The organism is Sphingomonas sp. Marseille-Q8236 (assembly GCF_965112005.1).
In genome coordinates, this window is the sequence record NZ_CBCOPO010000002.1 from 214,404 (window position 1) to 239,252 (window position 24,849).

The window sequence follows — 24,849 nt, forward strand, 5'->3', positions numbered from 1 at the left end:
CGCTCACGCGCCGAAACTCGTCATCAGCGGCGACCGGCGCAGATTGCCGAGCGATACGCATGCCAATCCGATAGCGATCGACGCGAAGGGTGCGCGCGGATCGATGGTGTATAGGGCGGTGCCGAGCAGGGGAGCTACGACCACGGCCATGCCCTGCACGGCGGAAACGGTGCCCGCCGCTACGCCTTGTTCGTGGGCCGCCACCGCGCTCGTCGCCAGCGCGAGCACCGAGGGAAAGACAAAGCCCATGCCAAAGGCAATGACTGCATAGGCCGCACAGAGCTGTACGGCAGACGTCGCCAATCCTGCACCGCCAAAGCCTGCCGCACCGACGAACATTCCAACACGGATCAGATGCTTAGCTGTCCAGCCGACCTGGCGAATCAAGAGTTGCGCCGCGATCAACGCAACCCCGACACAGCCAAGCGCAATCCCCGCGATGCGGGCGCCCTCCATCGGCATCAGTTTCAGCCGGTCGATCGCGTAGAAGCCGACGAGAACCTGCGCGATCGTGACGCTACCCATCGCCAGGAAGGCGCTGGTCATGGCGTGCCGCAACCGGGGATCGAACAGACGGAGTGTCGACGGCGCGGGTGGCAGCTGACGTTCGTAACGGGGCAGCATGCGCCATAATACGACCCAACCAATCATGGGCAGGATGCCAATCAGGATCAGCGGCAAAACCAGCCCTGCTGTGGCCAGTAAACCAACGGTGGCCGGACCGATGACGATGCCGAAAGCGCCTGCAGCGCCGAGCGTCGCCATCGCCTTCGCGCGATCCTCGACCGGCAGGTGATCGGCGACGAGAGCCGCGCTCGTCGCCGGAACGGCGGCGTAGAAACCGCCGGCGAGCCCGCGTGTTGCCAAAAGGCCGATGAAGACGATGGCCGGCGACAATGGCATTGCGATGGCGACATGTACCAAGGCGGCCATCGCAACGTAGCAGGCGGCGAACCCTGCGACCCCTATCAGTATAACCGGCCGCCGTCCTAGCTTATCGCTCATCCTCCCCCATGGCCGTGCCATGAGCATCCATCCGATCCCCGCTACAGTGATGACAATTCCGATCTGCCACGAAGCGACACCGGTCATCCGCGCGATCGAACCGGCCAATGCCGCGAAAGCCATCATCGCCATGGAACAGACGAACGTTTCGAACATCAGCGGTCGAAGGTTGAAGGGCGGTGGGCATCGGGTAGGCAGCATCACAACGACAATCCATGTATGCGACTCACTCGCATTAGCATATAGTGGATCGACTGCCAACATGGTGCGCGTTCGAGTTTTGGCCGCGTTGCCATGCTCACCTGTCGTTCACAGCGGCCCGATCCTTTTGTCGAAATGGAAGGAATTCATATGGCCGTACGTAAATCGTCGACGAGTTACGGTCGCGTAACTCGAACATCGCTCAATCCTCGAAGACAGTGGCGATGGTCGGTGTAGGAAGCGTCGAGGCGCCTGCCCCGGCGCGAGCATGCACTGCGAAGCTGATGCCGTTCTGACGGGAGAGCGGATGGCAGGATGCGCAGGCGGCCCGGATCGGTCCTCAGCGCGCAAGCGCCGCAAAGTCTGTCGAAAGAGGCGCGACCGATCGCGTCGTAGAGTACCTGCTCGATCGGGCGGGCGACACCGCTGTCGAACGCAACCGATGGCGTAATCGATGGGATCGAAGCTCGGCAGGGCGGCCATGCGTCGCAGCGTTTCGAGCCAGGGCAGGGGGCTGAACCCGGGATCGCCTCGGGTACGGTCTTGCGGTCGCCGACGTTCTGGAGCTTGTTCCGGTCGGGTGGGCTGCCAAAATGATAGCGCGCACCGGGGTCATGATCGACGAGATTGTGCGCATACCAGAACGCGTCCAGTTCGAGTGCGGCACGCTTCTGCGCCGTGACCTGTCGCTGTTGCTCGCTGACGCCGTTCAGACAGGCATCGACCATGGTCTGAGCCGAGCGAAGCTGCTTGCTGGCAAGGCTGCGTCGTCCCGCTTCGAGCTTCTGCTAATAGACGACGGCAGATTCGGGGTAGAGCTGTCGCGCCTGAGCAGCATGCCGAGTGTTGGGCGTTCGCTTATACTCGCTCGACGGGCCGTCGAAGAACGGCCGGAGCGCAGCGGTGATGATCCGCCGGAAGTAGACGATGCCAGTGCGAGAATCTTTTGAAGGGACTGACTATACGGATCACTTCGTACGCATCCTTTGCACGCAAGGATGGGTAAAGTGTCCATGAAGACCGTCAAAACCACGCAAATCCGCCATTCTGGCGAGTGCTGGTGACCCCTACGGGAATCGAACCCGTGTTTCAGCCGTGAAAGGGCCGCGTCCTAACCGCTAGACGAAGGGGCCGCCGGGTGGCGTGGGGGCCTCTAAGGGAGGGTGGGGATTGGGTCAAGGGCTTTTTAGTCTGCCCATGCCGCGTCCTCGACATGGAGTTCGGCGACGTCGCGGCCCGACCAGTCGGCCACCTTAGCACGACCGGCCAGCCACAGGCGACGACTGCTCCCCGCGCCCAGCAGCGCCTGGCCCAGTGCGGTATCGGCCTGGCGGAAGGCCATGGCCTTCAGGCTGCGTCCGTCGGGTCCGGCCACGATCGCGCGGACGTGATGGGTGCCGACCAGATCCGCGCGGATGACGCGGAACGGGCCCGCCGCCACGCGTGGGGCGGGCCAGCCCATGCCATAAGGCCCGCCGGCATCCATCGCCCCGACCAGCGCCGGATTGACGCCGCCGGGGGCCAGCACGGCATCGACCAGCAGCGCGCGTCCGGCGCTGGCACGAACCACCGCCTCCGCCAGTCGCTGTTCCAGAAAATCGGCGAGTTTGGCGATACGGGCCGCTTCGACCGTCAAGCCTGCCGCCATCGCATGACCGCCGCCCGCAATCAGCAGGCCATGTTCCTTGGCCGCCAGGATCGCCGCGCCGAGATCGACGCCGCTGATCGAGCGGCCCGAGCCCTTGCCGATGCCGTTCTCGTCCACCGCGATGACGATGGCGGGGCGATCGAGCTTTTCCTTGAGCCGCCCCGCGACGATGCCGATGACGCCGGGGTGCCAGCCTTCGCCGGAAACCACCGCCACCTGGCGGCTCCGGTCGACGCCGTTTTCGGCCACCGCCTGGACTCCCGCCTCGATCGCGCGGCGTTCGTCGTTGAAATGGTTGAGCTCCTCCGCGATCGCGCGCGCCTCGGCGGGGTCGTCGGTCGTGAGCAGCCGAACGCCCAGATCGGCCCGGCCGACGCGCCCGCCCGCATTGATGCGCGGGCCCAGTGCAAAGCCCAGATCGGTGCAGGTCGGGGCGCGGGTCAGTCGCGCCGCCTCGGTCAGCGCGACCAGGCCGATATTGCGACGCTGCGCCATGACCTTCAGTCCCTGCGCCACGAATGCGCGATTGAGACCGCGAAGCGGAGCGACATCGGCAACCGTCCCCAGCGCCACCAGATCGAGCAGGTCGAGCAAGCGCGGTTCGGGGCGATCGGCGAAAAAGCCCCGCGCCCGCAAGGTGCGGATCAGCGCCGCCCCCAGGAGGAAGCACACGCCCACCGCCGCAAGATGGCCGTGCGCCGCGCCTTCGGTCTCGTCCAGCCGGTTCGGGTTCACCACGGCATGGGCACGGGGCAGTTCGGTCGCGCATTTGTGGTGATCGACGACCATGACTTCGATCCCGGCGACGTGCGCGGCGGCGAGCGGCTCGAACGCCTGCGCGCCGCAATCGACCGTGACGATCAGCGTCGCCCCCTCCGCCTGAAGCCGGAGCAGCGCCGCCTCGGTCGGGCCATAGCCCTCGGTCATCCGGTCGGGGATATAGGCGCGCGGGGTCAGCCCCAGGTCGCGAAGCAGCCGCACCATCACCGCCGCCGAGGTCGCGCCATCGACGTCGTAATCGCCGAAGATCGCCACCGCTTCATTTGCGATCACCGCATCGGCGAGGCGATCGGCGGCGCGGTCCATGTCGCGAAAGATCGAGGGGTCGGGCATGAACCCCCGGATCGAGGGCAGGCGATGCGCCTCCACGGCGTCGGGGGGACAGCCGCGCGCGAGCAGCAACTGCGCGACCAGATCGTCATGCGCCATGCCGTCCCGCGCGTCGGCGGCCAAGGCACGCCAGCGCCAGGGTTGTCCCAGGATCGACTGGGCGATGCCGAGAACCTCGGTCATGAACGGAATATCGCAGGGGAGAACGTCACGCGAACGCCATGCCATGCGCGGCAGAGTCGGGACAAGGGGGCGAAGCTGCGCCCGCCCTTAGTCGGCGGGTACCCAATTGCCTTCGCGAAACCATTTGGTGATGACGTATTTGGTGCCCTCGACCACCGGCATCCCTTCGTGAAGGGTCATTTCATTGGGGCTGCCGTCCCGTTTCATATTGTTCCAGGCAAGCAGCAGGCCCCGGCGCGGGGCGACGCGGATGCCCGCCTGCGGAAACCAGGTCGCGCCGCCTTCCGGCACGTCGTTGAGGTAGATCATCGCGGTCCAGGTCCGCTGTCCGCCATGGACGCGGACTTTTTCCCAATAGCTTTCGCTCTCGTGGAAATAATCGTGATGCGCGCGGAATTGCTGGCCGGGGGCGTAACGCTGGCCCTGCATCGTCTCCCCCTGTTCGGGCGAGATGCCGAGCAGCGCCGCGATCGATTCGTCGATCGGCTGCACATCGGGCGACCAGCGCGCCATGTCGCAGCTTTCCGAGGTGCGAAAGCCGTAATCGGGCCGGTCCGAGAGCAGGGTGGATGGCCGCCGATTGGAGTCGATCATCGCCATCAGCTTGTTGCACTGATCGGGCGTCAGAAAATCGGGATGATAGTAGATCTGCGCCAGATCGCTCGTCACGCGGGTGACCGCCGGATGGGCGTCGAGATGCTCGGCGACGCTCACCGCGAATTGCGCACGGAGGGGAGAGGCGGCGGGATTGCCCTTCGGCTTCCTCGAGAAGAACGACATGGACGGGATGTGTGACGATCCGCGGACAAAGACAAGAGGATAGAGGGGAGGGGGCAGCCAAGCCCCCTCCCGCAAGCATCACCAGAAGATGTCGTAGACGACGTCGACGACCAGCCCGCTACGCAGATCGACGAGTATCGCGTCGTTATAATAGCGGACCCAGCGATAGGAGCCATAAGCGGGCGGCAGGCGATAGCTATAGGGATCGTCCAGCCAGTAGCTCTGCCCGAAAAATTCCGGGTCGATGATCACCCCGCTGGAAAAACGCTGGTAACCATAGCCGCCAAAGGGCGCATAATAGCGGGGCAGGTGATAGGCCCCACGGTTCAGCGAACGCCATTCCAGCCAGTCATAGCGCCGGTCGCGACGCCAGCTGCGATTCCACTGGTTCGCCCAGGCGCGCCGTTCGGCAAAGCCATAGGACTGGTCGGAATGATCGCGCCAGTCATTATAGTTGCGGCCCCACCGGTTGCGATCCTCGCGCTGGCGACGCGCTTCGTCGCGCCAGCGCTGGTCCTGGCCAGGGTCGCGCCAGCCGCGATCGACTCGTACGCCGCCGGGCCCGCCGCGATCCGGGCGAATCTGGTCGGGCGCGGGCCCCGGCCGCGGGCCGCGGTCAATATCCCCGCGCGGGCCCCACTCGCCACGGTCGCGGGGCGCGGGAGGGGGCGCCGGTTGCTGGGGACGTGGCGCCTCGGCATGGTCGGGGCGGAAGGCGGGGCGATTCTCGGGAAAAGCCGCGCGATCGTTGAAGATCGGACGGCCTTCGCTACGTTCCAGACGACCGGCCGGGCCGCCCGGACCGCCCCGACCGCCTGGCCCATCCGGGCCACCGCGCCCCGGACCCCCGCGCCCTGGCCCGCCTTCGGGCCGGGCGCGGGGGCCCTGGTCGATCATCTGCTGCGCGCGCGCCATGGCGGGCATCGCACCCGACACCATCGCGGTCGCCGCCAGCAAAGCCGCCATCCAATGCCTGTTCATCTCGTCCAACCCCATGTGCCGGCGCACGAGCCGACCCCTATGATGCGATGAACTCTGCCCCATGCGCGTTGAGCGGACGCTGAACCTCTTTGTCAGCTATCCGAAAGAATCGATTCCTCATGGCTCGTCGCGTGGGGTGGCTATGGCTGTCAGTGCAGGCACGGCGCGCGCCGCATCGGCGGAATCGGTGCCGGGCAGCGGGGCGGCGGGGATCGTCTCCTCACCGCGAGCGGCCCGTGCGGCGCGCTGGATCGCCTCGACCAGCCGGGGGTAGATGCCGCAGCGGCAGATATTGGTGATGCCGGTGCGGATCACCTCCTCCGACGGGTCGGGATTGTGCTGGATCAGCACGGCGGCGGCCATCACCATGCCGGGGATGCAATATCCGCACTGACTGACATTGGCGGCGAGGAACGCCTGTTGTACGGGATGCGAGCGGTCGCGCGACAGCCCCTCGATGGTGGTGACGACACTTCCTTCGATCCGGCCGATCGGAACCTGGCAGCTTCGCACCGCCCGGCCATCGACATCGACCGTGCAGGCCCCGCAATCGCCCGTGCCGCAGCCATATTTGGTGCCGGTCAGGTTGGACGCATCGCGCAGCGCCCAGAGCAGAGGCGTGTCGGCGGGCAGGCGATAGCGAACGGGCTGGTTGTTGACGGTCAGGCTGGTCATCGCGGCTCTGCCCTACGCGATCCGGCCGAGCCCCTCAATCGGACCGCTCATCATGCCGCCCATCATGGTCCTTCAGCATCGGCGCGGCGCGGTCGAGGATCAGGTCCGCATCGGAGAATCGGATCGGGGTCCGCACCCCCGGCACGGTCGAGCCGTCGGGCCGCTGCGGCTGAATGGCGAGGCCGCGCGCCACGATCTGCGGATCGGCAAAGGCTTGCTCGACGCTGTTGATCGGCCCCGCTGGAATGCCCGCGGCCTCCAACGCGGCGAGCAGGTCGTCGCGGAGCCAGCGGACGGTCGTCGCCTCGATCACCGAGGTCAGTTCGGCGCGGTGTTCGCACCGCAAGGCGTTGGTGGCATAGCGCGGATCGGCGGCGTCGATTTCGACCAGTGCGGCAAAGCGTCGGAACTGCGCATCATTGCCCACCGCCAGGATGAACCATCCATCGCTGGCCGGGAAAGCGGCATAGGGCACGATATTGGGATGCGCATTGCCCAGCCGGGTCGGAGTCACGCCCGAGGCCAGATAGTTCATCGCCTGGTTGGCGAGTACGCCCGTCATCGTATCGAGGAGGGCCATGTCGATCTGCTGCCCCCGCCCGGTCCGATCGCGCATGTGAAGCGCAGCCTGGATCGCGATGACGGCATACAGGCCGGTCATGATGTCGGCCAGCGCCACCCCGATCTTCTGCGGCGCGCCCGATGGCTCGCCGGTCAGGTCCATGATCCCGCTCATCCCCTGCACGATGAAGTCGTAGCCTGCGCGCGCCGCATAGGGCCCGTCCTGGCCGAAGCCGGTGATCGAGCAATATACGAGGCGCGGATTGATCGCGGAGAGGCTGGCATAATCTAGGCCGTAGCGGGTCAGGCCGCCCAGCTTGAAATTCTCGATCACCACATCGGCGTCCGCGATCAGGTCGCGCACCATCTGCTGTCCCTCGGGGGTGGCGAAGTCGGCGACGACCGACGCCTTGCCGCGATTGGCCGCATGGAAATAGGCGGCATCGCGGCTGCCGTCGGGATTGGTGACGAAGGGCGGTCCCCATCGGCGGGTATCGTCACCCTCGGGACTTTCGACCTTCGTCACCTCCGCGCCGAGATCGGCCAGTACCTGACCCGCCCAGGGACCCGCAAGGATGCGGGCGAGTTCGACGACCTTCAACCCGGCAAGGGGGGCGGGTTTCGTCATCTCAATCTTCCCCAGGCTCGCTTGGGGAGAGAAGGATGGCGAAGGACCTCAAAACGCCGCGATCCCCGTGATCGCACGGCCCAGGATCAGCGCGTGGACGTCGTGCGCGCCTTCATAGGTGTTGACGGTCTCCAGGTTCAGCATGTGGCGCATCACCTGATACTCGCCCGAAATGCCGTTGCCGCCATGCATGTCGCGGGCGGCGCGGGCGATGTCCAAGGCCTTGCCGACATTGTTGCGCTTGATGATCGAGATCATCTCGGGCGCGAACCGCCCCTCGTCCATCAGCCGCCCGACGCGCAACGACGCCTGCAAACCCAGCGCGATTTCGGTTTCCATATCCGCCAGCTTCTTCTGGTAAAGCTGTGTCGCCGCCAGAGGCCGTCCGAACTGCTTGCGGTCGAGGCCATATTGGCGCGCGGCGTGGAAACAGAATTCGGCCGCCCCCATCGCGCCCCAGCTGATCCCGTAGCGCGCGCGGTTGAGGCAACCGAACGGCCCCTTCAATCCCTCGACATGCGGCAGCAGCGCGTCTTCGCCGACCGCGACATCGTCCATCATCACCATGCCGGTGATCGAGGCGCGCAGGGACAGCTTGTTGTCGATCTTGGGCGCCGACAGCCCCTTCATGCCCTTTTCCAGCACGAAGCCGCGGATCGCTCCCCCATGCGCCTCCGACTTGGCCCAGACGACGAAGACATCGGCGATCGGCGAATTGGAGATCCAGGTCTTGGCGCCGGACAGGATATAGCCACCGTCGACCTTCTTCGCGGTGGTGCGCATCCCGCCTGGATCGGACCCCGCATCGGGTTCGGTCAGGCCGAAACAGCCGATCCATTCGCCGCTCGCCAATTTCGGCAGATAATGGCGCCTCTGTTCGTCCGAGCCATAGGCATGGATCGGATACATGACGAGGCTCGACTGCACGCTCATCATCGAGCGGTAGCCGCTGTCGATCCGTTCCACCTCGCGCGCGATCAGGCCGTACGCGACATAGGATGCCCCGACCCCGCCGAACTCCTCCGGGATGGTCGGGCCGAGCAGGCCGAGCGCGCCCATCTCGCGGAAGATATCGGGATCGGTATGCTCCTGCGCGAACGCCTCGATGATGCGCGGGGCCAGCCGATCGTCGGCATAGGCGCGCGCAGTATCGCGGATCATGCGCTCGTCATCGGTCAATTGGTCGTCGAGCAGGAACGGATCCGCCCAGTCGAACTTGCCCATTCGGGACATCGGTATCTCTCCTTATGCCCCGCTTCTCCCGAAGGCCGGGGGCTTTGTCCACCCCCGGCAGCGGGTCAGAAGCTTCGCTTCGCCGTCGTGCCAGCGGGAGCCGTGGCATCGGCCGGAGTCGTCGACGGATTGGCGGTCAGGAAGGCGTCGATATTGCCCAACACGCTCGACCACCATTCGACCGTATCGGTGAAATTGGCATAGGTGACGCCGCCGATCGTCGTCATGTCATGGGCGAGACGCAGGTCGCCGTCCTTGGTCAGCGCCATCTGGGCAAGACGCTTCTCGCTGTTCCACTTGTTGACGAACGCCAGGTCGCGCGGCTTGGACGGGGTCACCCGCATCGAGAATTGCAGCGAGGCGCATTGCCTATGCGCTTCGCAGTCGTAGAAGAGGATGTTGAACTTATAGCCCGCGGCGGCGCTGACGATCATCGGATCGCCTTCATTGTCCGTATCGATCAGCCCCTGATAACCGGCACGGATCATCGCGCCGCCGACCGTTTCGGGCGCGCTGGCGCAGATCAGATTCTTGGGACAGGGCTCGCCATCCTTGGCCGACGCGGCGCTTGCGCATCCCACGAGAAACGCCGAACCAATCCATCGCCACCATGCCATTTCAGTCCCCCGATGATAAGGCGGCAAGGCTATCATCGATGCTTCGTGACGCAAGCCGATCGGGCATGTCGGCCCCTTCCCGCCGATGCGGGAAGGGGCGGGCACCGCTTACAGCTTGAAGCTCAGCGTGGCGCGGAGGTCGCGACCCGCCAGCGGGGCGAAGTCCTTCAGCACGCTGGCATGGCGGCGCGCATCGACGTCGAAGATGTTGTTCGCCGACAAGGTGAGCGTGGTCGGGTTCAGCGCGCCCCAGGGCTTCAACTGCACCGAGGCGTTGACCAGGGTGAACCCGTCGGTCGGCGTTTCCAGACCCAGCACGCGGGTCTGCTTGAAGCTGCGCTCCACCTCGACCCGAGCGTTCACGCTGTCCGACTGCGCCTCCAGTCCGCCAAGCAGGCGGAGCGGCGGGATGCGCGGCGCGGGGCCCGTGCCGATGATCTGGGCATGGACGTAATCGCCCAGCAGGTCCGCGTTGATCGCGTACGTCCCGATCGTGGCAAGACGAAGCGAACCTTCCGCCTCGATGCCGTAATAGCGTGCATCGGCCTGGGCATATTGGAAGCAGGGCAGGTCTACCTCGCGACCCGATGGCGCCGCCGCGGCTTCGCACGGCCCCTGGGCGACCAGCGCGTCATAGATATAGTTGGAGAAGCGGTTGTAATAGGCCGAAGCGTCGAAGCTATAACCTTCGCCATGACCATGGACGGTCGCCTCGATGCCCCAGCTCGATTCCTTCTTGAAGTCGGGGTTGCCGAGTTCATAGGCCTCGGTCCCGGCATGGGGGCCGTTGGCGAACAATTCCTCGGCAGACGGCGCGCGCTCGGTCCGCGACAGGTTCAGACCGGCGCGCCAGTCGGCCGCGAAGCCATAGCTGGCCCCGATCGAACCCGAAAAGGCGTCGAAGCTGCGCTGGCCCCGGAAGAAGCGGTCGTCGTCCACGGCGGTGCGTGCGGTCAGCGTGGTATGCTCGAACCGGCCGCCCGCCTCCATCTTGAACGCGCCGCGATCCAGCTGTTGCAGGGTGAACAGACCGACCTGCGCCGTGTTGTTGCGCGGCAGGAACGCCTCGTCCCCGCGCACGTCGAAGTCGCGGTTCAGGAACTGAACGCCCGATGCGCCCTGCCATCCGCCGCGCTTGGACTGGACCAGTTCCAGACGGCTTTCGATCCCCTTGTTGTAGAAGGCCGTACCGACCTCGCCATCTTCTTCCAGCTCGAAGTGGCGATATTGCGCCGCGCCTGCGCGCAAGCGAATGCGATCGAGGAAGCCGCCGCCCGTCTCGATCTCGCCGCGCAGGTCGAGACGATTCTGGACGAGGCTGAGGCGCGGAGCCTCGGGCTCTTCGCCGCCGGGGGCCAGGCTGTAGCGGATCGGCACGCCGTACAGGCTGTCATAATGGCTATAGGCGATGCCCAGCGACCCGGTGTCGGTGATCAGCGATCCGCCGACGCCTGCCGTCCAGGTTTCGCTGGCCGTATTGGGCAGGCGACCGCGCAGATTGGCGACGCTGGCGAAGTCGAGCGGATCGTTGGGGGCCTGCTGCGCCGACGTCTGCGCTTCGGCACGGGCGCGGGGGGACAGGACATAGCCGCCGATCTTCAGATCGTCGGTCTTCAGATAGGAGCCGTCGGCGTGCAGCACGAACTGCTTGCCGACCGCGACATCGGTGGCGCCCGCCACCGAGCGTTCGGTCGCGGCCGAGCCATAGGAGGCGATGCCCGACAGGCGATAGCCCTGCTCCGGCACCGAGCGCGGGATGCGCGTGTCGATCACATTGACCACGCCGCCCACCGCCGACGAGCCGAACAACAGGGCGGAGGGGCCCCGGAGGACCTCGACCCGGTCGGCGAGCAGCGGGTTGATGACGACCGCGTGATCGACACTGGTGTTCGACACGTCGATCGAACCGATGCCGTCGGTCAGCACGCGGATACGCTCACCCTGGAAACCACGCAGCACCGGGCGCGAGGCATTGGGGCCGAACGAGGTCGCGGATACGCCCGGCTGGCGCGCCAGCGTCTCGCCGATGGTCGGACGGATCGAACGCTGCAATTCGTCACCGGTCACGATCGAGGTGCCCGACAACACGTCGGTCTCGGACTGCTGCACCGGCGCGGTCACCACGATCTCGCGACCCCGGTTGGCCGATGACGGCGCAGTCTGCGCGGTGGCGGGGGCGGCGAGCAGGCTGACGAGCGCGGTGGCCGAAAGGCCGGACAACAGAACGGACTTGAACAAGACAGGGCTCCGACATGTGAAGCCCTGTCGAGTACAGTAGTGTTACAACATATCAAGCATTAAATGACATTTGCTTGAGCGTCCGCTGACGGTCGCGTCACCCATTGGCCGCGTCCAGGCAGAGCAGGACGCGCAGCCACCATCCACCGTCGACCCTCTCCACCGCTATGTCGGCCACCAGGTCGCGGCCGAGCGGAATGTCGCTTTCCGGCAAATCCCGGAGCCAGGCCGATAGCGCGGACCCCGGCGCAGCCGCTAGCGAGAGGGCAATTACCGAACCGCTGAACGTCGCCGACGACCAGGGCTCGACCGTAGCGACGGTCAGCAGGACGGTGCATCCCGCCCGCGCTGCGTGCGCCATCAGCGCGCGGGCCAGTCGTTCGCCGCGATCGGTCGGGCGGCGGAGCGGCGATCGGCCGGGGCGGATAGGATCCGACCGGTCCGCGGCAGGAGCGAGCGCGCTCATGCGGAGCGACCCGCGATGAAGCGGGTGACGCGTCGGATCATCTCCGATCCCGGCTCGCGCCCCTTGCGCAGGTCGCTGACCAGCCGGGGGTCGTTGACCGCCAGCCGCCCGAATTTGGTCTCCGGCATCTGGCTGTCCTTCAGATAGCGTTCGATCACTCCCAACAATTCCATGGACATTCTCCCATTGCCCGATTCTTCGATGATGTTCATGATCTGTTCTGATTTCCAACTTGTCTAGGAAAAATCCTATGCCTATATTCGACAGCATGTCGGGAACGGAAATTAGGGCGGTTTTGCAGGAGCTTGCGGCAAAGGCCGGGGTCAGTCTCGCGGCGCTGTCGCGGATGCTGGGGCGGAACGACGCCTATCTTCAGCAATTCGTGCAGCGGGGAACGCCGCGCGTTCTGGCCGAGGGAGACCGGCGGCAGCTTGCCGAATTCTTCGGCGTGCCCGAAACGCAATTGGGTGGTTCGACGGCGACGGGGCCGATGCTGGTCCGGCGGCTGGCGGTGGCGGCATCGGCGGGGCCGGGCGCGACCGTCGATGACGAGGTGATGGTCGGCGTCGAGGCGATCGACCGCCAACTTGCCCGCCGGCTGGGGCTGAGTGACGGCGGCGCCTCGGTCATCCGGGTCCGGGGCGACTCGATGGCACCGGGCCTGATGGACGGCGATCATCTGGTGGTCGACCAGAACGACACCCGCCCGACTGCGCGGGGTGGGCTCTATGTCATCCGGGTCGGGGACGCGCTGATGGTCAAGCGTGTCCGTTCAGTCCGGGAGGGGCTGGTCGCGACCAGTGACAATCCCGCTGCGCCGCCGGTGCCCGACGGGCCGATCACGGTCATCGGGCGCGTCGCATGGCAAATGCGCTTGCCAAACTGACGCCCCCCTGACGGGGCCGCGACCCTAGCGCCCGCGCCACCACAGGAGCAGCGCGACGACGATGCCCAGCGCCAGGCCGATCAGGACACCGACCGTGACCTGTCCCGTCGCCAGGCCAGCGACGATCCCTGCGACCACGCCGAGCGCGATGAAGAATCCGCCTGCGGGAGAGGTACTGCGCGGCGGGCGGGGTGGCGGGTGGTCGGTCATGCCCCAAGTCCTGCCACGCCGGACGAGGCTAAGCCAGCCGCAGCAAAAACCGGAAAACACACCATATGGTGCATTAACCATTTCGGGGGGTGGCAAATTTCATATCCCGGGCTTAGGGCAGCCGCTCTTTCCGGGGGTAGGGGCCAGGATGTTCATGCGTGATCGCGGCGGCGAAATGGAGGTTGTTCCCTTTGTGAGTGGGACCGACGTCGAGACGGCCGCCGAACTGATCGAAACCTTCGGCGAATCGGCGGGCGACGAAGCCGCCGCGCGGGCCGGGCATAGTCGCGACATGGGCAATCACATTCATTTCTGTCGCTGGCGCCAGATCGAGCGGCTGATCGGCCTGCTCTCCATCGAAGAGGCGTTCGGGACCGTCCACTGACATCCCGGCGATGACGGGCGCAGGGTTTGGGGTTTCGCGACGACCGGCATGGCAAATCTGGTCGGTTGATGGCGCTTTGGGGTGTTGCAAACGCCTGCGCACGGCTAGGGATCAGGCATGATGGTCCGCGTCGGGCGGCCGTGCCGCTCGGTCGCTATCATAGTCTTCGCAATGGGTTTTGGCGGCACGGGCTGGGCCGGCCGTGCGGTGGCGCAGACGCTGGTCCCGTCACCTGCGTCGTCTGCACCCGCGCAGACGACGGTGCAGACGAGCCCGCAGACCGGGACCCAACCTGCGATCGATGCCGACGATCCGACGATGCTCGATCCCACCGCGCCGCTGGCGCCCTTGCCCGAGATCGGCGTCGCCTGGCCCGATCTGGCGCAGGCGCCGGGCGATCCGGCCGGGGCCATGGCGGCGACCGTCGATGCCGCCGCCGAGCGCCGCTATCGCTGGCGGGTCGAGGGGATCGAGGGCGCGGGCGCGCTGGTGCGGCAGCGTTTCGAACAGCTCTCTTCGCTCGACGCCAATGACGGCGAGCCCGCCAATGCGGCGCAGCTCGACCGGCGCGCGCGCGAGGATTCCGCGTTGTTGATCAGCCTGCTGCGCGGGGCGGGCTATTATGACGCGCAGGTCTCTACCCGGATCGAGCCCGGCGACGAACCGACCATGGTGTTGCAGGCGGTGCCCGGCAATCTCTATCGCTTCGCCGACGTCACGCTGGCAGGCGTTCAGGCGGCGGGGCGCAAGGCCGCGCCGCTGGAAGAGGCGTTCGGGATCAAGCCGGGCGATCCGGTCGACGCCGACACCATCGTGGCGGCCGAGGCGTCGCTGAAAGCCGCGGTGGGCGAGGCGGGGTTCCCCTTTGCCAAGCTGGGCGAGCCACAGATCGTCGTCGACCGCGCGGCACGGACCGCGACGCTGGACATGACCGTCGATCCGGGCTCGGCGCGGCGCTATGGCCGGATCGTCATGGCGAACGATCGGCTGTTCGATGCCAACCATGTCCAGGACATTGCCCGCTTCAAGCCGGGTCAGCCCTATGACTCCGCTGGGCTGGACGATCTCCGCCGCGCGCTGGTGCAGACCGGGCTGGTCTCCTCGGTCGAGGTAAAGCCGGTGCCAGGCGACACGCCGGAGACGGTCGACATCGCGGTCGCGCTGGAGCCCGCACCGCCGCATACCATCGCGGGCGAACTGGGTTACGGTACGGGCGAAGGCGCGCGGGCGGCGATCAACTGGACCGATCGCAACCTGTTCCCACCCGAAGGCGCGCTGACACTGCGCAGCGTGCTGGGCACGCGCGAGCAACTGGGCGCGGTCGTCTTCCGCCGCAACAATTTCAATGGCCGCGACCGCATATTGAACGCGCAGTTTTCCGCCGCGCACATTCTTCGCGACGCCTATGAGGCCAAGACGCTGTCGCTGTCGGGCAGTCTGGAGCGGCAGACCAATATCTTCTTTCAGAAGACCTGGACCTGGTCGCTGGGGGCCGAGTTGCTGACGTCGGACGAACGCGATGTGATCGAGGCGACGGGCGAACCGCGACGGCGCACCTTCTTCATCGGCGCACTGCCGACGAGCCTGAATTACGATGGGTCGGACGACCTGCTGAACCCGACGCGCGGTTTCCGGCTGGGCGGTCGATTAAGCCCCGAATTGTCGTTGCAGGGCAGCGCTTTCGGCTATGCGCGCACGCAGATCGATGCCAGCCTTTATCACCCGTTCGGCGATCGGGTGGTGCTGGCGGCGCGGACCCGGCTGGGCACCATATTGGGGGCGCCGCGCGACCAGATCGCGCCGTCGCGGCGTTTCTATGCGGGCGGCGGGGCGTCGGTGCGTGGCTATGGTTTCCAGGCGATCGGGCCGCGCGATGCCAATAACGATCCGATCGGCGGGCGCAGCCTGGCGGAATTCTCGATCGAGGCGCGGGTGCGCACGTTCGGCAATTTCGGCGTCGTGCCGTTTCTGGATGCGGGCAATATCTCCACCTCGCCTCTGCCGCGCCTGACCGGACTGCGCTTCGGAACCGGACTGGGCGTGCGTTACTATTCCAATTTCGGGCCGATCCGCCTCGACGTGGGCACGCCGCTCAATCCCCAGCGCGGGGATAGTCGGGTCGCCGTCTATGTCTCGCTGGGACAGGCATTTTGAGCGAGGAGGGACCGATCGCGCCCGAACAGGCGCCGTCCCCGCCGCCGCGCCGGGGCATGCGCTGGTGGCGGATTCTGGGGATCGCGCTGGCGTCGCTGGTGGCGATCGTGGCGGCGGCATTGATGATCGTCGATACCTCGATCGGGCATCGCTGGGTCGCGGACCGGATCGGCGCGATCCGGACCGAGACGGGGTTGCGCTTCTCGGTCGGGCGGATCGACGGATCGGTCTATTCCGACATGCGGCTGGTCGATGTGCGCGTCTATGACCTTGACGGCCTGCTGGTACAGATACCCCGCGCACGGCTCGACTGGCGGCCCCTGGACTGGGCGCGCGGGACGCTGGACATTCGCCGGGCCGAGGCCCCGCTGGCGACGCTCTACCATGTGCCGCGCACCCGGAAGACAGGGCGGCAAAGCCCGATCCTGCCCGATTTCGACATCCGGATCGACCGGCTGCATCTTCAGCGTCTGATCCTCGCCAAGCCCGTATTGGGCCAAGTGCGGGTGGCCCGTGTCGATGCGCAGGCGGATATTCGCGACGGACACGCGCTGGTGACCGTGAACGGCGCGGTGGCGGGAAGCGACCGGTTGCGCCTGAAGTTGGATGCGCGGCCCGACCATGACCGTTTCGATCTGGCGGTCGAGGCACAGGGACGGCGCGATGGCCTGCTCGCCAGGATGGCAGGCGTGAGGGCGCCGGTGTCGCTAAGCGTCGCGGGGGCGGGGCGCTGGTCGCGTTGGGCGGGCCGCGCGCAGGGGGCAATCGGATCGGCACGGGCAGTCGATCTGTCGCTTTCGGCGCAATCGGGTCGCTATGCCCTGTCGGGGGAGGTCGCATCTTCGCTGGTCCTGCATGGTCGCTTGCAGCGACTGACCAGCCCGCGTGTCGTCGTTGCGGGGCAGGGGGATTTCGCCGACCGGCGGCTGAGCGGCGCGCTGGTGCTGCGCTCCCCGGCCTTGCGTCTCCGGACGCGGGGGCTGGTCGATTTAGGCAAGCGCCGGTTCGAGGGGGTGCGCATCGACGCCAGCCTGCTTCGACCCGAAGCGCTGTTCGCCAATATGAGCGGACAGGCGATCGCGCTGACCCTGCGGCTGGACGGCGCGTTCGAGCGGGCGGCGTTCGATTATCGCATGGCGGCGAACCGTTTTGCGTTCGACCGAACCGGGTTCGAGCAGGCGGCGGCGGTCGGCAAGGGGCAGCTTGCCGGGGGCTGGCCGCTGACGCTGCCGGTACGCTTCACGGCACAGCGCGTGACGGGGGTTGGCGAAGCGGCAGGCGGCATCCTTCATCGCCTGTCGGTGGCGGGCAATCTGCGCATCACCAAGCGCGAGATTTTGGGCCAGGGCTTGGCGCTGCGCTCCGACAAGCTGGCGGGGCGGCTGAACCTGCGTATCGACCTGACCAACGGCCGTTACGATGTCGGGCTGGACGGCGCGTTGCAGCGGTACCTGATACCCGGCCTCGGCATCGTCGATGTCCAGTCGCGCCTGACCGCGGTTCCGGGCGCAAATTGTCATGGGACGCGCATCGTCGGGCGGGGAGAAGCGCAGGTCCGGCGGTTCGACAACGCCTTTCTCCGCTCGCTGGCGGGGGGATTGCCGCATCTCACCACCGATCTGGAACGCGGGGCGGATGGGGTGTTCCACTTTCATCGCCTGGTCCTGACCGGACCCGACATCCGCCTGACCGGCGAGGCGATACGACGGAAAGACGGCACCTTCCGCTTCGTCGGCGGTGGGCGGCAGAAAAGCTATGGCCCGGTCCAGCTCGTGCTGGATGGGCATATCGAGCGCCCCGCTTTGGATCTGGTCCTGACCGCGCCCAACGCCGCGCTGGGCCTGCGCGATGTGCGCGCGCACCTGGACCCGACCGATCAGGGATATGCTTTCCGCGCTGCCGGGGGATCACGCCTTGGGCCGTTCCAGGCGGCGGGCGCGATTCTGTTGCCCAAGGGGCAGGATGCGGTCGTCCAGATCAATTCGCTCGACGTCGCGGGCACTCGCGCAACCGGGGCGCTGACCGTCGTGCAGGGCGGCTTTGCCGGTCGCCTGGGCGTGGCAGGCGGCGGCCTGTCGGGCGAGCTGCTGTTCCGGCCGGTGGGGGAGGTGCAGCGGATCGAGACCCACCTCGCCGCGCGCCAGGCGCAGATTTCGGGCATCGCCGTTCGCCAGGGGCGGCTGGACCTGATCGCGCTGCTCGATCCCGCCGGGGCCTCGGTCGAGGGGACGGCCAATGCGCAGGGGCTGCGGCACGGCGCCTTCAATATCGCCCAAATGGGCGGGACCGCCAAACTGCGTGGTGGCACCGGCGAGGTTCGCGTCGGTATATCCGGATCGCGCGGTCGTGCCTTCTCGATCCAGACGGTGACCCAGGTAGCGCCGAACCGTTTCGCCGTGACGGCGCAAGGGACACTCGACCGTCGCCCGCTCCAGTTCCTGTCGCCCGCCATCGTGACACGCGACGGCGATGGCTGGGTGCTGGCTCCGACCCGGTTGAGCTTCGCGGGCGGTGAGGCGAAGCTGGCGGGGCGGCTGGACCCGGACGGAACGGAGGTGCAGGCCAGCCTGACCCGGATGCCGCTGACCGTACTCGACATCGGCTATCCGGGGCTGGGGCTGGGCGGCAGCGCGACGGGGACGCTGGTCGTGCGGCAGGGGGCGGGCGCGCCGACGGGCAAGATCGACCTGACGATCCGGGGACTGACCCGCGCCGGGCTGGTCCTGACCTCGCGTCCGATCGACATGGGCGTGGCAGGCGTCCTGTCAGCCGACCGGCTGGGCGTTCGCGCCGTCATGGCGTCGGGCGGGCGAATCATCGGACGGGCGCAGGCCCTGCTCGTCCCGACCGCCGAGGGCGATTGGGCCAGCCGGATGCAGGCGGGGCGGCTGATCGCGCAGCTTCGCTATGCCGGGCCCGCCGATACGCTGTGGCGGCTGACCGGCGTGGAGATGTTCGACCTGTCCGGCCCCGTCGCCATCGGCGCGGACGTCAGCGGGTCGCTGAACCAGCCCGTCATTCGCGGCGCGGTGAAGGCGATCGGCGCACGGATCGAAAGCGGCACCACCGGTACCGTCCTGACCGATGTTCAGGCCAGCGGCAGGTTCGGTGGATCGCGCCTGGTCATCGATCGCTTCGCGGCACAGGCAGGGCGCGACGGCCGGGTCAGCGGGACCGGCCAGTTCGAATTCGCCGCCGCCAACGGCGTCGGCCTCGACCTGTCGCTCCAGGCGAGCAATGCGACGATGATCGCGCGCGACGATATCGGCGCGACGGTGACGGGGCCGTTGACCTTCCATTCGGACGGGGCTGGCGGCACGATCGCGGGCGATGTGGTGCTGAACCGCAGCCGCTATCGCCTGGGTCGCGCCACGGCCGCTACGGCGGTGCCGCAGCTCAACATCCGCGAGATCAACATTCCCGGTGGCGGGGAGGAAGACGACATGCCCCGCAAGCCATGGACACTGGCGATCCGCGCGCGGGCGCCCAATGGACTGATGGTCTCCGGCCTGGGACTGAACAGCGAATGGTCGGCGGAGTTGAAGATCGGCGGCGCGCCCGACAATCCGGCTATCACTGGACAGGCCACCCTGATCCGCGGCGATTACGACTTTGCCGGACGCGACTTCGATCTGGCGCGCGGCGTGATCCGCTTCGGCGGCGAAGTGCCCGCCAACCCCGCGCTAGACATTGCGGCCAATGCCAATGTCCAGGGCCTGAGCGCCTCGATCCGCGTCACGGGCACCGCGCTGAAACCCGAGATCGGTTTCTCCAGCACGCCCGCCTTGCCCAATGACGAGCTTTTGTCGCGCCTGCTGTTCGGGACCTCGATCGCCAGCCTGTCCGCGCCCGAGGCTCTGCAACTGGCGGCGGCAGTGGCGGCGTTGCAGGATGGCGGCGGCGGGTTGAACCCGATCAACGCGGTGCGACGTGCGGCGGGGCTCGACCGGCTGCGTGTCCTGCCCGCCGATGTGCAACAGGGGCGCGCCACCTCCGTCGCGGCGGGGAAGTATATCACCCGGCGGCTCTATGCGGAGATCATCACCGATGGGCAGGGTTACTCGGCCACTCAGGTCGAGTTCCAGGTGACCCGCTGGCTCTCGCTGCTCTCCAGCATATCGACACTGGGGCGGCAAAGCGTGAACGTTCGGATATCCAAGGACTATTGAGGCGTTGCCGCGCGCAACCGAACAGGAGCATCGCATGGAAAAGATCGCCTTCATCGCCCGGACCGGCGGGCCCGAGGTCATCGAATGGCGGGAGGCCGAACTGCCGCCCCCCGGCGCGGGCGAGGTGCGGATGCGGCATCATGCGGTCGGGCTGAACTATATCGACACCTATCACCGCAGCGGACTCTATCCGATCGATCTGCCCGGCGGGCTGGGGTCCGAGGCGGCGGGCGTGGTCGAGGCGGTGGGCGAAGGCGTCACCGACTTTGCGGTCGGCGACCGGGTCGGCGTGTTCGGCCCGGCGCGGGGTGCCTATGCGACCGCGCGCAATGTCTCCACCGATCTGCTGGTGCCGCTGCCCGAGAGCGTCGATGACCGGACGGCTGCGGCGATCCTGCTGAAAGGCGCGACCACCGCCTTCCTGATCGAGGATTGCGCCGAGGTCCGGACGGGCTGGACCGTGCTGGTCCATGCGGCGGCGGGTGGCGTCGGGCATCTGGCGGTCGGCTGGCTGAAGGCGATCGGCGCGAGCGTGATCGCCACGGTCGGCAGCGAGGCGAAGGCGGCGCGCGCTCGGGAAGCCGGGGCGGACCATGTCATCCTCAACCGGCAGGAGGATGTGGCCGCGCGGGTGCGCGACATCACCGGCGGGGCGGGCGTGCCGGTCGTACTGGACGGCGTGGGCAAGGCGACGTGGCAGGCCTCGCTCGACAGCGCGGCACGGCGCGGGCTGGTGGTCAGCTTCGGCAATGCCTCTGGCCCGGTCGACGGGGTGAATCTGGGCATATTGGCGTCCAAGGGATCGTTGTTCGTCACGCGCCCGACGCTGTTCGATTATGCCGTGTCGGCGCAGGACAAACGCCGCCTGATCGCGCGTGTCTTCGCGATGCTGGAGAAGGGGGCAATCACGCCGGAGATCGGGCAGAGCTTTGCGCTGACCGATGCGGCGGATGCGCACCGCGCGATCGAGGCAGGGGAAACGGTGGGGAGTACGGTGCTCATTCCGTGACGACACGGGGAAAGCCCAGGGGATATCCCTGGCCCCCAGACCGCAATAAGCTGACACCCAATTGATGTTCGGAGACCCCCCATGATCCCGCTCCTGTCGCTTGTCCTGCTGGCCGCCCAAACCACGGCGGTGTCGCCTCCTGCGCCCGCAACGACCGAGGCTCCCAAGCCCGTCATGGTCCGCGTCGCGATGCAGACCAGCCTGGGCCCGGTCGTCCTGGAGCTGGATCGCACCCACGCGCCCATCACCACGGCCAATTTCCTGCGCTATGTCGACCAGCATCGGCTGGACGGCGTGACCTTCTACCGGTCGGTCCGGCCCGCCGCGAATTTCGGCTTCGTCCAGTTCGGTATCCAGAACGAGCCCAAGCGCATCCTGCCCCCGATCGCGCATGAGCCCACGACCAGGACCGGCATCAAGCATCTCGACGGCACCATCTCGGTCGCACGGCTAGCGCCTGGTTCGGCACGCGGCGACTTCACGATCATGGTGGGCGACCAACCCTCGCTCGACGCCGATCCCTCCAAGCCCGGCGACAATCTGGGCTATGCCGCCTTCGGCCATGTCGTCGAGGGGATGGACGTGATCCACAGAATCCTCGACGCGCCCGCTGACCCGGCCAAGGGGCCGTTCAAGGGAGAGATGCTGGCCGCGCCGGTCAAGATACAGTCGGCCAAACGGGTGGCGGCGACGAAGTGAGCAAGACGCTTCTGATCCTTGGAACCGTGCGGCTGCCACCCGAGAACCTGGCGGCGGCTCGGCCCATCATGCGGCGCATGGTCGAGGCGAGCAGGGGGAGGATGGCTGCCTCGAATATGTCTATGCCGAAGATGTGCTGGATCCTGGTCTTATCCATGTGAAGGAAATGTGGGTCGATCAGGCGGCGCTGGACCGACATTTCGAGGCAGCTCACCTCACCGAATGGCGGGCGGCATGGCCCGGGCTGCGCATCGGCGACAGACGTTTGCGGATTTATGATGTCGGCCAAGCGCGTGACACCTGATCGACCATGGGATTGCCACGCGGTTTGAGCCGCTCACGGTCGTGATGGCCGGAGGATCATGCCGTAGACGGTATATGGAACAGGAATGCGGAAGAAGTGCGCGGGACGGGCCAATGGTGGAGGCCGCCCGCTGACAGCGATCAGCTGGCTTCAGACCGGCGCAGCGGCGTCGGTTTTCGTCCGCGTCATCAGGATGGGCCGATCGGCGACGCTATGGGCTGCGGTCTTGCGCCAGGACGCGTGATGCATGGAGCGCCTGGCGATCAAATAGAGACCGATAGCCCTAAGACCCAGGCTACATGTCCTGTCGTGATCGAAAGTCGAGTCTGGCCACACCACGACAGCGCGCGATATGTTGGCGCAACGCTCCGGTCCATGCCGCAATTGTCGGGCTTGCTTCCGAACCTATAGGCAGTTTTGGCGGTTCAGGCCGCGATAGAAGGCCGGATGCGGGCTCGACGCTGACGGATCTTGATCGGGACGGCAATCGCCACGAAGACGATCATGCCGATAAAGGCGAGGGCGGCGTCGGTCTGCTTTTCGGCAAGCGCCAAGGCGACCGCGCTGGGCAAGGCGATGATCGGGGTGATTTTGGTCATCCACCACAACCACGAACCCCAGCCCGGACGATCGCGGGCGTCCTGGCCGAAGAGCAGGAGAGCCATCGTACCCATGGCCTTCGCGCCCAGGGACATGATGACGATCGCGCTCACCATATCGGTCAAAGTGGCGAAGCCGAAGGCGACCATATGGCGTCTCCCAAAAAGAAAGGGGCCTTGCGGCCCCTTTCCCCGTAGTGACATCGTGCAGGGGCTGGATCAGCCGCTGTAGTACATGTCGTATTCGACCGGGCTGGGGGTCATTTCCCAGCGCATCACTTCGCTCATCTTCAGCTCGATATAGCTCTCGATCTGATCCTTGGTGAACACGTCGCCCTTCAGCAGGAAGTCGTGGTCGGCGGCCAGCGAATCGAGCGCTTCGCGGAGCGAACCGGCGACCGTGGGAACCTGGGCCAGCTCGGCGGGGGGCAGGTCGTACAGGTTCTTGTCCATCGCCTCGCCCGGATGGATCTTGTTCTGGATACCGTCCAGACCCGCCATCAGCAGCGCCGCATAGGCAAGATACGGGTTCGCCAGCGCGTCAGGGAAGCGCACTTCGACGCGCTTCGACTTCGGACCGGTGCCGTAGGGGATGCGGCACGAGGCCGAGCGGTTGCGCGCCGAGTAGGCGAGCAGCACCGGCGCTTCGTAACCCGGCACCAGCCGCTTGTAGCTGTTGGTGGTCGGGTTGGTGAAGGCGTTGATCGCCTTGGCATGCTTGATGATGCCGCCGATGAAGTACAGGCAGGTTTCCGACAGGCCGGCATAGCCGTTGCCGGCGAACAGCGGGGTCTTGCCTTCCCAGATCGAGAAGTGGGTGTGCATGCCCGAGCCGTTATCTTCCTTGATCGGCTTCGGCATGAAGGTCGCGGTCTTGCCATAGGCATGGGCGACCTGATGCACGACATACTTGTAGATCTGCATGCGGTCGGCGGTCTGGGTCAGCGTGCCGAAGGTCAGGCCCAGCTCGTGCTGCGCGGCGGCGACTTCGTGGTGGTGCTTGTCGCAGGGCAGACCCATTTCGAGCATGGTGGTGACCATCTCGCCACGGATGTCGACGGCCGAGTCGACCGGCGCGACGGGGAAGTAACCGCCCTTGGCACGCGGACGGTGGCCGAGATTGCCGCCCTCATATTCGCGGCCGGTGTTGGTCGGCAGCTCGATATCGTCGATCTTGAAGTAGGACGACGAATAGGTCGTGTCGAACTGCACGTCGTCGAACATGAAGAATTCGGCTTCCGGGCCGACATAGACGGTGTCGCCGATGCCGGTGGTCTTCACGAACGCCTCGGCGCGCTTGGCGGTCGAGCGCGGATCGCGCGCATAGAGCTCGCCAGTCGACGGCTCGACCACGTCGCAGAACACGATCAGCATCGGGGTGGCCGAGAAGGGATCGGTGTAGACGGCGTCGAGGTCCGGCTTCAGGACCATGTCCGACTCGTTGATCGCCTTCCAGCCCTCGATCGACGAACCGTCGAACATCAGGCCGTCGGTGAACTCGTCCTCGCCCAGGATCGAAGCGACCATGGTCAGATGCTGCCACTTGCCCTTCGGATCGGTGAAACGCAGATCGACCCACTCGATCTCTTCATCCTTGATCTTCTTCAGGATGTCGCTGGCCGTATTCGCCATGTGCCGTTCTCTCTCTGCTTAAGGCCGAGCCCCGGAAAAAGACCGGGACCGGTGAAAAGGTTTTAATTATCCCGGGTGTCATCCCGGTGACGATAAGGTGTCGGACGGGTCAGATCGCCGCGTCGTCGCGTTCGCCGGTGCGGATGCGGAGCGCCGTTTCGACCGGGATCACGAAAATCTTGCCGTCGCCGATGCGGCCGGTCTGCGCGGCGGCGGCGATCGCCTCCACCACGCGTTCGGCCAGACTGTCCTCGACGACCACTTCCAGCTTCACCTTGGGAAGGAAGTCGACGACATATTCGGCGCCGCGATAGAGTTCGGTATGACCCTTCTGGCGCCCGAAGCCCTTGGCCTCGGTGACGGTGATACCGGACACGCCGATCTCGTGCAGCGCTTCCTTCACCTCATCGAGCTTGAACGGCTTGATGATCGCCTCAATCTTTTTCACGAGCCTGAATGCCCCCGATGTTGTTCGA

General features: G+C 66.5%; 23 protein-coding genes and 1 tRNA gene. 8 read left to right on the plus strand and 16 right to left on the minus strand.

The annotated features are described in order from the left end of the window. Positions 1 to 3: 3 nt before the first annotated feature. Complete coding sequence (locus tag ACWPWT_RS13365; RefSeq protein WP_454280085.1) at positions 4 to 1,161, minus strand: MFS transporter; 1,158 nt, start codon at positions 1,159 to 1,161, stop codon at positions 4 to 6. Positions 1,162 to 1,820: 659 nt separating this feature from the next. Here ACWPWT_RS13365 and ACWPWT_RS13370 point away from each other — a divergent pair. Continuing rightward, complete coding sequence (locus ACWPWT_RS13370; RefSeq protein ID WP_454280086.1) at positions 1,821 to 2,156, plus strand: hypothetical protein; 336 nt, start codon at positions 1,821 to 1,823, stop codon at positions 2,154 to 2,156. Between the two features lie 108 nt (positions 2,157 to 2,264). Here the strand turns inward: ACWPWT_RS13370 and ACWPWT_RS13375 are convergent. The 11 genes from ACWPWT_RS13375 to ACWPWT_RS13425 all read right to left on the minus strand — a co-directional run bounded on the left by ACWPWT_RS13375 (position 2,265) and on the right by ACWPWT_RS13425 (position 12,499). After that, positions 2,265 to 2,339, minus strand: a tRNA-Glu gene (locus tag ACWPWT_RS13375). Positions 2,340 to 2,392: 53 nt separating this feature from the next. After that, entirely contained in the window at positions 2,393 to 4,147 is a 1,755-nt protein-coding gene (recJ, locus tag ACWPWT_RS13380; RefSeq protein ID WP_454280087.1) for a single-stranded-DNA-specific exonuclease RecJ, read from the minus strand. An 87-nt stretch (positions 4,148 to 4,234) separates the two neighbouring features. After that, positions 4,235 to 4,927, minus strand: coding sequence for a prolyl hydroxylase family protein (locus ACWPWT_RS13385; protein ID WP_454280088.1), 693 nt, complete (start codon positions 4,925 to 4,927; stop codon positions 4,235 to 4,237). Between the two features lie 78 nt (positions 4,928 to 5,005). Further along, the gene (locus ACWPWT_RS13390; RefSeq protein ID WP_454280089.1) at positions 5,006 to 5,908 is read right to left on the minus strand and encodes an RcnB family protein; all 903 of its coding nucleotides are present in this window, start codon (positions 5,906 to 5,908) and stop codon (positions 5,006 to 5,008) included. A gap of 117 nt (positions 5,909 to 6,025) precedes the next feature. Continuing rightward, complete coding sequence (locus ACWPWT_RS13395) at positions 6,026 to 6,583, minus strand: (2Fe-2S)-binding protein (protein WP_454280090.1); 558 nt, start codon at positions 6,581 to 6,583, stop codon at positions 6,026 to 6,028. Positions 6,584 to 6,617: 34 nt separating this feature from the next. After that, on the minus strand, positions 6,618 to 7,772 hold the full coding sequence (locus ACWPWT_RS13400) for a CaiB/BaiF CoA transferase family protein (RefSeq protein ID WP_454280091.1): 1,155 nt from the start codon (positions 7,770 to 7,772) through the stop codon (positions 6,618 to 6,620). A gap of 48 nt (positions 7,773 to 7,820) precedes the next feature. Further along, positions 7,821 to 9,005, minus strand: coding sequence for an acyl-CoA dehydrogenase (locus tag ACWPWT_RS13405; RefSeq protein ID WP_454280092.1), 1,185 nt, complete (start codon positions 9,003 to 9,005; stop codon positions 7,821 to 7,823). A 65-nt stretch (positions 9,006 to 9,070) separates the two neighbouring features. After that, complete coding sequence (locus ACWPWT_RS13410) at positions 9,071 to 9,622, minus strand: YbjN domain-containing protein (RefSeq protein WP_454280093.1); 552 nt, start codon at positions 9,620 to 9,622, stop codon at positions 9,071 to 9,073. A gap of 108 nt (positions 9,623 to 9,730) precedes the next feature. After that, entirely contained in the window at positions 9,731 to 11,860 is a 2,130-nt protein-coding gene (locus ACWPWT_RS13415; protein WP_454280094.1) for a TonB-dependent receptor, read from the minus strand. A 97-nt stretch (positions 11,861 to 11,957) separates the two neighbouring features. After that, positions 11,958 to 12,326 carry a hypothetical protein gene (locus tag ACWPWT_RS13420; protein WP_454280095.1) on the minus strand — a complete coding sequence of 123 codons (369 nt, stop codon included), beginning with the start codon at positions 12,324 to 12,326 and terminating at the stop codon, positions 11,958 to 11,960. After that, positions 12,323 to 12,499, minus strand: coding sequence for a hypothetical protein (locus ACWPWT_RS13425; protein ID WP_261270065.1), 177 nt, complete (start codon positions 12,497 to 12,499; stop codon positions 12,323 to 12,325). The genes ACWPWT_RS13420 and ACWPWT_RS13425 overlap by 4 nt, the downstream gene beginning before the upstream one ends. Positions 12,500 to 12,576: 77 nt before the next feature. Here ACWPWT_RS13425 and ACWPWT_RS13430 point away from each other — a divergent pair, with 77 nt between their 5' ends. Further along, positions 12,577 to 13,212, plus strand: coding sequence for a S24 family peptidase (locus tag ACWPWT_RS13430; protein WP_261270064.1), 636 nt, complete (start codon positions 12,577 to 12,579; stop codon positions 13,210 to 13,212). A gap of 24 nt (positions 13,213 to 13,236) precedes the next feature. On the opposite strand, the gene ACWPWT_RS13435 is transcribed toward ACWPWT_RS13430, so the two are convergent. Beyond that, positions 13,237 to 13,422: a hypothetical protein gene (locus tag ACWPWT_RS13435; protein ID WP_261270063.1), complete on the minus strand. Its 186-nt coding sequence runs from the start codon at positions 13,420 to 13,422 to the stop codon at positions 13,237 to 13,239. Positions 13,423 to 13,576: 154 nt separating this feature from the next. Between ACWPWT_RS13435 and ACWPWT_RS13440 the strand changes: the two genes are divergently transcribed. The 6 genes from ACWPWT_RS13440 to ACWPWT_RS13465 all read left to right on the plus strand — a co-directional run bounded on the left by ACWPWT_RS13440 (position 13,577) and on the right by ACWPWT_RS13465 (position 22,142). After that, positions 13,577 to 13,807 carry a hypothetical protein gene (locus tag ACWPWT_RS13440; protein ID WP_454280096.1) on the plus strand — a complete coding sequence of 77 codons (231 nt, stop codon included), beginning with the start codon at positions 13,577 to 13,579 and terminating at the stop codon, positions 13,805 to 13,807. 117 nt (positions 13,808 to 13,924) lie between these two features. Next, positions 13,925 to 15,961, plus strand: coding sequence for an autotransporter assembly complex protein TamA (locus tag ACWPWT_RS13445; RefSeq protein ID WP_454280097.1), 2,037 nt, complete (start codon positions 13,925 to 13,927; stop codon positions 15,959 to 15,961). Between the two features lie 56 nt (positions 15,962 to 16,017). Beyond that, on the plus strand, positions 16,018 to 20,130 hold the full coding sequence (locus tag ACWPWT_RS13450; RefSeq protein WP_454280971.1) for a translocation/assembly module TamB domain-containing protein: 4,113 nt from the start codon (positions 16,018 to 16,020) through the stop codon (positions 20,128 to 20,130). A gap of 34 nt (positions 20,131 to 20,164) precedes the next feature. Beyond that, positions 20,165 to 21,139 carry a quinone oxidoreductase family protein gene (locus ACWPWT_RS13455; RefSeq protein WP_454280098.1) on the plus strand — a complete coding sequence of 325 codons (975 nt, stop codon included), beginning with the start codon at positions 20,165 to 20,167 and terminating at the stop codon, positions 21,137 to 21,139. 81 nt (positions 21,140 to 21,220) lie between these two features. Continuing rightward, positions 21,221 to 21,838 carry a peptidylprolyl isomerase gene (locus tag ACWPWT_RS13460; protein WP_454280099.1) on the plus strand — a complete coding sequence of 206 codons (618 nt, stop codon included), beginning with the start codon at positions 21,221 to 21,223 and terminating at the stop codon, positions 21,836 to 21,838. 133 nt (positions 21,839 to 21,971) lie between these two features. Next, positions 21,972 to 22,142 carry a putative quinol monooxygenase gene (locus ACWPWT_RS13465; protein ID WP_454280100.1) on the plus strand — a complete coding sequence of 57 codons (171 nt, stop codon included), beginning with the start codon at positions 21,972 to 21,974 and terminating at the stop codon, positions 22,140 to 22,142. Between the two features lie 425 nt (positions 22,143 to 22,567). Here ACWPWT_RS13465 and ACWPWT_RS13470 read toward each other — a convergent pair whose 3' ends face one another. The 3 genes from ACWPWT_RS13470 to ACWPWT_RS13480 form a co-directional block, all read right to left on the minus strand. Further along, a complete protein-coding gene (locus tag ACWPWT_RS13470; protein WP_454280101.1) occupies positions 22,568 to 22,891 on the minus strand; it encodes a hypothetical protein in 324 nt (107 codons plus the stop codon). 69 nt (positions 22,892 to 22,960) lie between these two features. After that, a complete protein-coding gene (gene glnA / locus ACWPWT_RS13475) occupies positions 22,961 to 24,373 on the minus strand; it encodes a type I glutamate--ammonia ligase (RefSeq protein WP_219019458.1) in 1,413 nt (470 codons plus the stop codon). A 109-nt stretch (positions 24,374 to 24,482) separates the two neighbouring features. Beyond that, on the minus strand, positions 24,483 to 24,821 hold the full coding sequence (locus tag ACWPWT_RS13480) for a P-II family nitrogen regulator (RefSeq protein WP_261270056.1): 339 nt from the start codon (positions 24,819 to 24,821) through the stop codon (positions 24,483 to 24,485). Positions 24,822 to 24,849: the final 28 nt, after the last annotated feature.

Coding starts and splice junctions, on each gene's coding strand:
- ACWPWT_RS13400 (WP_454280091.1), bottom strand. CDS start 7,772: ATGACGAAACCCGCCCCCCTTGCCGGGTTGAAGGTCGTCGAACTCGCC.
- ACWPWT_RS13445 (WP_454280097.1), top strand. CDS start 13,925: ATGATGGTCCGCGTCGGGCGGCCGTGCCGCTCGGTCGCTATCATAGTC.
- ACWPWT_RS13365 (WP_454280085.1), bottom strand. CDS start 1,161: ATGTTCGAAACGTTCGTCTGTTCCATGGCGATGATGGCTTTCGCGGCA.
- ACWPWT_RS13440 (WP_454280096.1), top strand. CDS start 13,577: ATGCGTGATCGCGGCGGCGAAATGGAGGTTGTTCCCTTTGTGAGTGGG.
- recJ (WP_454280087.1), bottom strand. CDS start 4,147: ATGACCGAGGTTCTCGGCATCGCCCAGTCGATCCTGGGACAACCCTGG.
- ACWPWT_RS13405 (WP_454280092.1), bottom strand. CDS start 9,005: ATGTCCCGAATGGGCAAGTTCGACTGGGCGGATCCGTTCCTGCTCGAC.
- ACWPWT_RS13370 (WP_454280086.1), top strand. CDS start 1,821: ATGATCGACGAGATTGTGCGCATACCAGAACGCGTCCAGTTCGAGTGC.
- ACWPWT_RS13395 (WP_454280090.1), bottom strand. CDS start 6,583: ATGACCAGCCTGACCGTCAACAACCAGCCCGTTCGCTATCGCCTGCCC.
- ACWPWT_RS13390 (WP_454280089.1), bottom strand. CDS start 5,908: ATGAACAGGCATTGGATGGCGGCTTTGCTGGCGGCGACCGCGATGGTG.
- ACWPWT_RS13420 (WP_454280095.1), bottom strand. CDS start 12,326: ATGAGCGCGCTCGCTCCTGCCGCGGACCGGTCGGATCCTATCCGCCCC.
- ACWPWT_RS13410 (WP_454280093.1), bottom strand. CDS start 9,622: ATGGCATGGTGGCGATGGATTGGTTCGGCGTTTCTCGTGGGATGCGCA.
- ACWPWT_RS13425 (WP_261270065.1), bottom strand. CDS start 12,499: ATGGAATTGTTGGGAGTGATCGAACGCTATCTGAAGGACAGCCAGATG.
- ACWPWT_RS13385 (WP_454280088.1), bottom strand. CDS start 4,927: ATGTCGTTCTTCTCGAGGAAGCCGAAGGGCAATCCCGCCGCCTCTCCC.
- ACWPWT_RS13450 (WP_454280971.1), top strand. CDS start 16,018: ATGCGCTGGTGGCGGATTCTGGGGATCGCGCTGGCGTCGCTGGTGGCG.
- ACWPWT_RS13430 (WP_261270064.1), top strand. CDS start 12,577: ATGCCTATATTCGACAGCATGTCGGGAACGGAAATTAGGGCGGTTTTG.
- ACWPWT_RS13470 (WP_454280101.1), bottom strand. CDS start 22,891: ATGGTCGCCTTCGGCTTCGCCACTTTGACCGATATGGTGAGCGCGATC.
- ACWPWT_RS13455 (WP_454280098.1), top strand. CDS start 20,165: ATGGAAAAGATCGCCTTCATCGCCCGGACCGGCGGGCCCGAGGTCATC.
- glnA (WP_219019458.1), bottom strand. CDS start 24,373: ATGGCGAATACGGCCAGCGACATCCTGAAGAAGATCAAGGATGAAGAG.
- ACWPWT_RS13460 (WP_454280099.1), top strand. CDS start 21,221: ATGATCCCGCTCCTGTCGCTTGTCCTGCTGGCCGCCCAAACCACGGCG.
- ACWPWT_RS13435 (WP_261270063.1), bottom strand. CDS start 13,422: ATGACCGACCACCCGCCACCCCGCCCGCCGCGCAGTACCTCTCCCGCA.